Raw genomic sequence first — 6,436 nt, 5'->3', positions numbered from 1 at the left:
ACGGCGATGAACGGGGCCACGACCACCGCGCAGACCACGCGCGATGCGTTCCGCCTGGCCGGCGGGCATGTGGATGCGGGCGCCTACGAGTACCGCCTGCATGCGGCCGATGCAGCGGGGGCGGGGGAGAACTGGTATTTGCGGTCGACCACGACCACCACCGTCACCCCTCCCGGCGATGGCGGCACTACCCCAACCGACGGCGGCGGCGCGGCCGCGCCGAGCGGCGAGGGACTCGCCGCACCCGGCCCCTCATTCGTCGTGACCGTGCCCACCTACCGCGCCGAAGCCTCGCTGTATGCGGCGCTGCCGAGCCAACTGCGCCAGGGCAACCTTGCGATGCTGGGCGATCTGCACAAGCGCATAGGCGATGACGATGCGAAGGGCGCCGCCACATCGTCAACAGGTTCGGAACGCCGCGCCTGGGCCCGCGTGCTCTCCACCGACATCGACATCCGCCAGGGTGGCACCGTCTCGCCTTCCAGCAAGGGCCGCACGACCGGCTTCCAGGCCGGCACCGACCTGCTGGCCACGCCCGACTGGCGCGCGGGCCTCTACGTGGGCCAGCTCGACGGCGACGCACGCGTCAGCGGCTTTGCGAGCGGCCTGCAGAACCTGCAAGTGGGCCACAACGATCTGCGCAGCCAGTACTTCGGCGTCTACGGCACCTACACCGGCAACAGCGGCTTCTATGCCGATGCGGTGGTGCAGGCCGGACGGCACCGCTACACCGCGCAGCCCACGCTGGGCGCCGGCGTCGAAGGCAAGGGCCACAGCCTGCTGGCCTCCATCGAAGTGGGGCAGGCCTTTCCGCTGGGCGCGAGCGGCTGGAGTGTCGAGCCGCAACTGCAGCTGGTCCATCAGAACCTGGACCTGAACAACTCGGCCGTCGCCGGCGCGGTCGTGCAGCCCGAGGCCGACAACGGCTGGATCGCGCGCGCCGGCGTGCGGGTGAAGGGCGAGATCGGCACCGGCCTGGGCACGCTGCAGCCGTATGGCCGCTTCAATGTCTACAAGAGTTCGAGCGGCACGGACGTCGTGCGCTTCGTCAACGGCGCAAGCCGCACCGACATCGCGGCGCCCACCGGCGGTACGAGCACGGAACTCGCGGGCGGCTTCACGCTGGCGCTCGGCACCAGGACGAGCGTCTATGGCGAAGTGGGCAAGTTGTGGTCCTCGGGCGGTGATGCCAGGGTGAAGAGCTCGATCAATGCCTCGCTGGGGGTGCGTATGAAGTGGTGAGGAGAGAGCTTCGCCGGACACGCTGGAGCAGCTCTGGAATCCGACTGCACCAGCACACCGACGCGGTGTCTACCTACAACAGACCCCGCATGAAAGAGCCACGTTCGGCGTGCAGGCGGGCGACGGCGCGCCTGGCATTCGACATCGACATCGACATCGACATTGACTGGGGCCCGGCGAATGCCCACCATGAACAAGCTCAAGCATCTACCCCGCCTTTGCCAGCAAGCGGCCATGGCGTGGGTAGACGACTTCGCGCCCAGCATGGGAGCGGCGATCTCGTACTACACGATGTTCTCGCTGGCACCGTTGCTCGTGATCGTCATCGCGGTGGCGGGTGCGCTCTTCGGCACGGAGGCTGTGCAGGGCCAGATCGCCGCCCAACTGGCGGGACTGATCGGGCAGGAAGGTGCGGTGGCGGTACAAGCCCTGGTCAAGAGCGCCAACGAACCGTCCCGCGGATTGATCGCCGGAGCCATCAGCGTCGTGGTGCTGATCGTCGGCGCGACCACGGTGTTCGCCGAACTGCAAAGCGCGCTCGATCGCATCTGGCATGTGCCCGAACGCGCAAAACCAAGCGGTGTGTGGGGCATTCTTCGTGCGCGGGTGCTCTCGTTCGGCCTGATCCTCGGGCTCGCTTTTCTGCTGATGGTGTCGCTCATCGTCAGTGCCGTGCTGGCAGCGCTGGGGAGCTGGAGCAGCGGGCTCTTTCCCGGGTGGGAGCTCCTGCTGCAACTTCTCAACGCGTTGGTCACGCTGGGCATCCTCACGCTGCTGTTCGCGATGATCTTCAAGTTCATGCCGAGCGCGCCCATCGCATGGCCCGACGTGTGGGTCGGCGCGGCGGTGACCGCCGTTCTCTTCGAGATCGGCAAGGTGCTGATCGGCCTCTATCTGGGCAAGAGCAGCGTCAACGAGTCTTTCGCCGCAGCCGGATCGCTGGTGGTGTTGCTGGCCTGGGTGTATTACGCCGCGCAGATCTTCCTGCTTGGCGCGGAGTTCACCAAGGTCTACGCCAATGCCCATGGTTCGGTGGCCGCGGCAAAGGCGCAGGCCGCGACGCAAGCCGCTGCAGAAGAGGCCAGGATGGGCACCGACAGCGCCGCCGCCGCGAGGCCTTCGCGCAACAGGAAATCCGCCGCAACGAGCGCGGCGAAATCCGGGATCCGGCTGTAGCAGCCTGCAGCCCCTAGTCGGTCAGCGTCAGCCCGAAAAAGAAATCAAGGATGTGAAAGTGATCGTCATGGAACTGGTCTTCCATGCCGGCCAGCTTTGCAATGGGCACCCATTCGGCGGACGCGGCGTCGTCACCGGCCGTCACCTCCGGCGGGCGGCGCGGGCCCAGGTCGAACCAATGCGCATGGGTAATGACACGCCCGCGCTGGCTGCGGTCCGGATGATCGAACACCCGCACCGCCTTGAACGCAGCCTCGATGTCGCTGTCGAGCAGACGCAAGCCGGTTTCCTCGTCGAGTTCCCGCAGGGCCGACTGCCAGACCGTTTCGCGCGGCTCGAGAAAGCCGCCCGGCACCGCGCACATGCCCTTGCCCGGCGAGCGGCCGCGTCGGATGACCAGCACCTGGTCGCCGCACTGAACCACGGTGTCGACCGTGACGAAGACGACAGGGTAGGGCGTGCCGGCCCACATGGCCTTGTCTTGGCGCAAGCTCTCCCATTCCTGCGCCAGCACGGCGTAGTGGGGCAGCTTCGCCCAGGCGCGCAGAAACTGAAGCGTGCTCGCCGGCGCCTGGTTTACCAGCGCGGCCAGCGCAGGCTCCAGCGACCCATCGTCTGCTGCTCCGAAATACGCGTCGCGCAGTGCGCTGGCGTGAATGTCGCCCTGCAACCCGGTGTCGTCGAGCGTCCAATGCGGGAAGTCGCGCAGGTACACGCTGGTCGCGTCCTTCAGGTGGCCCACCAGCACCACCGACGGCTGACCGGGATACATCTGTGCCACGCCTTGCTTCACGGCGGCCACCCAGCGCGCCTGGTCGTAGTAGTCCCGCACGGGCAGAAACTTCAGGCGCTCCCGGTCCGCCGGCGGAAGGGCGAGGCGGATCATTTCCGCGCGCTCTTCCCAGGTGAAAGGATTGCGCGGTGTGCGGGCCTGAAAAGCCGAGCCCATCACCACGACGCACTCGGGCGCCGCGGCCAGGGCGCGCCGCAGCAGCGCGAGCTGTGCGTTGTGGAAGATCTGGAACCGGCCGATGTAGACGGCGACGTCGTGTGTTTGGGCTTGGGCTTGGTTTGTCATTTCGTTCTCAGGACAGTTTGGCTGCAATCGGCATTTGGCGGCCGGAGCCGAAGGCGCGCGCCCTGACCCGGACGATGGGCGGCGACTGCCGCCGCTTGTATTCGTTGCGCGCGATCATGCCGCGGATACGCTCGACCAGGGCTTCGCCGGAAGGCTCCGCCCGCAGCGCGTCGACGAATGTGCGTGCCTGGTCGTACTCCCACTTCGCGAGCCGCGGGCCTTCGATCAGCAGCTTGAGGATCTGGTCGAGCACGGGATAGGGCGGCAGGCTGTCGACGTCCTTCTGTCCCGGTGCCAGTTCGGCCGAGGGCTCCTTGTCGATGATCGCCTGCGGAATGATCTCGCGGCCCGCCGTTTCATTCAGGTGTCGCGACAGAGCGAAAACTTCGGTCTTGTAAAGGTCGCCGATCAGGCCCAGGCCGCCGTTGGTGTCGCCATAGAGCGTGCAATAGCCGACCGAGATCTCGGACTTGTTGCCTGTGGTCAGCAGCAGGTGGCCGAAGCTGTTGGAGTACTCCATGAGGATGGTGCCTCGCACACGCGCCTGAAGATTCTCCAAAGCCACGCCGCGCAATTCGCCGGTGAATGCCGATCCGAAACCTTGCGTGAACTGCGACACGATGTCCGCGATGGCATGGTGCTTCAGCGGCACGCCGAGGTTGCGGCACAGGGCTTCGGAGTCGCTCACCGACCCCTCCGAGGAGAAGTGCGACGGCATGGTGATGCCCACCACGTTCTCGGCGCCCAGCGCTTCGGCCGCCAGCGCCAGCGTCAGCGCCGAGTCGATGCCGCCGGACGAGCCGACAACAGCCTGCCGGAAACCGCAGCGCCGCGCGTAGTCGCGCAGGCCCAGCACGATCTGCTGGCGGTAGAACTCCAGGGCGGACAAGCCTTCCGGCGGCACGGGCGGTGGCGGCTTGCCGGCCGGCGTGAGAAAACGGCCGTTCTCGAAGCACAGCGTGCTCACATCTTCCGCGAAGCGCCGTGCCTCGTAGACCACGCCGGCTTGCGGCTCGACGGCGAACGATGCCCCGTCGTACACCAGCTGGTCATGCCCGCCAACCTGGTTGACGTAGAGAATCGGCAGGCCGTTGCGGCGGCTCGCTGCGCCGAAGATCTGGTGCCGCTGTTCGCGCTTGCCGATGTTCGACGGGCTCGCGTTGATCGACACCACCAGGTCGGGTGCCGCATCGCGCATGCGCTCGAACGGATTCACAAGGTAGTCCTGCCCCTCGTCGTTCCAGCCGTCTTCGCAGATCAGCAGGCCGACTTGAAAGCCGCGGATGCGAAGCACGCGCGCCACATCGGGCCCGGGTTCGAAGTGCCGGCGCTCGTCGAAGATGTTGTAGGTCGGCAGCAGCTGCTTGGCGTACTCGAGCAGCACTTCGCCCCCGCGGATGACGCGTAGCACGTTGCGAAGCTTCTTCCCCGCGCCCTCGCGCCGTGCCGGCAGCCCGACAGCCCAGTGCAGCGCCGGCATCTTGCGGGACGCCGACAGCAGCTCCTGGAAAGCGACCTCCACGCGGTCCATGAAACCTTCTTCTTCCAGCAGGTCGGCCGGGTAGTAGGCCGTGAGCGACATCTCTGAAAAGACGACCAGATCGGCCTGGTCGGCCGAGGCCTGGCGCGCAGCCTCGATCATTCGCGCAGCGTTGCCGGACAGGTCGCCGATCGTGTAGTTGAGTTGGGCGGCAGTGATTCGGAGCATGGCTCTCAACCTTCTATCTGAAAGACCTGGCGCAGATAGGCCAGGAACGTCTGGTCTTCGCACAGCGTCTTGCCCGGGCTGTCCGACAGCTTGGCCACGGGCTGGCCGTTGCACCCGGTGAGCTTCATCACGATGTTCAGCGGCGTGAGGCCGACATCGTTGGTCAGGTTGGTGCCGATGCCGAAGCCGGTCTGGGTGCGATCGGCGAAAGTGCGGTAGAGCCGGATGGCCGTTTGCAGGTCGAGCCCGTCGGAGAACACCAGCCGCTTGGTGTGCGCATCGATGCGCAGCCTGGTGTAGTGCGCCAGTGCCTTTTCGCCCCAGACGACCGGGTCGCCCGAGTCGTGGCGAAGGCCGTCGAACAGCTTGGCGAAGTAGAGGTCGAAGTCGGCCAGGAAGGCGTCCATGCCGACCACGTCCGTCAGCGCCACGCCCAGGTCGCCACGGTACTCCTGCACCCAGCCTTCCAGCGCTGCATTCTGGAAGTCGCGCAGCCGCACGCCCAGGGCCTGGTAAGTCTGCAGATATTCGTGGGCCATGGTGCCGATGGGCACCAGCTCCAGCTCCTTGGCCAGCAGCACGTTGGATGTGCCCTTGAAGTACATCGGCACCTCGCGCTTGAGCGTGCCGACCACCTCGCGCTGCCAGTCGCGGGAAAAGCGGCGGCGCACGCCGAAGTCGAAGAACTCGAAAGGATGCCGGGCCGCCGGCTCCTTCGCGAAGTTGCGCAGCAGCTCGATCTTGGCCTGCAGGCGCGCACGGCCCTGCACCAACGCCGCCTCCGCATCGAAGCGGCGGAAGTACAGCTCGTTGACCATGGCGAGAACGAAGATCTCGAAACCCATGGTGTGAACCTGCGGCCCGACTGCCCGGATGCGCAGCGCATCGCCTTCGGCCGTGGCGGAAATGAATTCGCGCTGAAAGCTGAAGATGCGCAGGAAGTCGACGAAGTCGCTCTTGATGTAGCGCAGGCTGCCCAGGTAGGCGAGTTCGCCGGGCGCAAAGCGCAGCGAGCAGAGGTGGTCCAGCTGCTGGTTGACGTCCGAGAGCAGCTCGGCGAGCGGATAGGCCGGCTGGTTGCGGCAGACGAAGGTGTACTCGGCCTGCGTCTGCGGGTGGCTGTGCAGCATGGCCTGCCACATGGTGAACTTGTACAGGTCGGTGTCCAGCAGGCTTTGGATGATGGGTTGCATGGTGCGGTCCTTCGCCGTTCTTTTCGGTCGGGTGTTTTC

5 protein-coding genes are annotated in these 6,436 nt (G+C 66.3%); 2 read left to right on the top strand and 3 right to left on the bottom strand.

Features of this window, described 5'->3' with window-relative positions; all coding sequences use genetic code 11:
• Positions 1-1,242, top strand: a 1,242-nt coding sequence (locus ABIC94_RS18565) for an autotransporter outer membrane beta-barrel domain-containing protein (RefSeq protein WP_354374462.1), incomplete at its 5' end; no start/stop codon positions are given.
• A gap of 180 nt (positions 1,243-1,422) precedes the next feature.
• A complete protein-coding gene (locus ABIC94_RS18560) occupies positions 1,423-2,418 on the top strand; it encodes a YihY/virulence factor BrkB family protein (protein WP_436318044.1) in 996 nt (331 codons plus the stop codon).
• 13 nt (positions 2,419-2,431) lie between these two features.
• Here ABIC94_RS18560 and ABIC94_RS18555 read toward each other — a convergent pair whose 3' ends face one another.
• The 3 genes from ABIC94_RS18555 to pncB are packed head-to-tail and all read right to left on the bottom strand — an operon-like array spanning position 2,432 to position 6,397.
• The gene (locus ABIC94_RS18555) at positions 2,432-3,496 is read right to left on the bottom strand and encodes an NUDIX domain-containing protein (protein ID WP_354374460.1); all 1,065 of its coding nucleotides are present in this window, start codon (positions 3,494-3,496) and stop codon (positions 2,432-2,434) included.
• A 7-nt stretch (positions 3,497-3,503) separates the two neighbouring features.
• Positions 3,504-5,204, bottom strand: a complete 1,701-nt coding sequence (locus ABIC94_RS18550) for an NAD+ synthase (protein ID WP_354374459.1) — start codon at positions 5,202-5,204, stop codon at positions 3,504-3,506.
• A gap of 5 nt (positions 5,205-5,209) precedes the next feature.
• Positions 5,210-6,397: a nicotinate phosphoribosyltransferase gene (gene pncB, locus ABIC94_RS18545; RefSeq protein ID WP_354374458.1), complete on the bottom strand. Its 1,188-nt coding sequence runs from the start codon at positions 6,395-6,397 to the stop codon at positions 5,210-5,212.
• Positions 6,398-6,436: the final 39 nt, after the last annotated feature.

Origin of the sequence: Variovorax paradoxus (assembly GCF_040544635.1) — a bacterium.
GTDB classification, from domain to species: Bacteria; Pseudomonadota; Gammaproteobacteria; order Burkholderiales; family Burkholderiaceae_C; genus Variovorax; species Variovorax paradoxus_R.
The sequence above is the reverse complement of the archived record's forward strand: the minus strand, read 5'-3'. Positions and strand labels throughout refer to the sequence as shown.

Bases quoted from the DNA above. Each gene is read 5' to 3' on its own strand.
- ABIC94_RS18560 (WP_436318044.1), top strand. From the start codon at position 1,423: ATGCCCACCATGAACAAGCTCAAGCATCTACCCCGCCTTTGCCAGCAA.
- ABIC94_RS18550 (WP_354374459.1), bottom strand. From the start codon at position 5,204: ATGCTCCGAATCACTGCCGCCCAACTCAACTACACGATCGGCGACCTG.
- ABIC94_RS18555 (WP_354374460.1), bottom strand. From the start codon at position 3,496: ATGACAAACCAAGCCCAAGCCCAAACACACGACGTCGCCGTCTACATC.
- pncB (WP_354374458.1), bottom strand. From the start codon at position 6,397: ATGCAACCCATCATCCAAAGCCTGCTGGACACCGACCTGTACAAGTTC.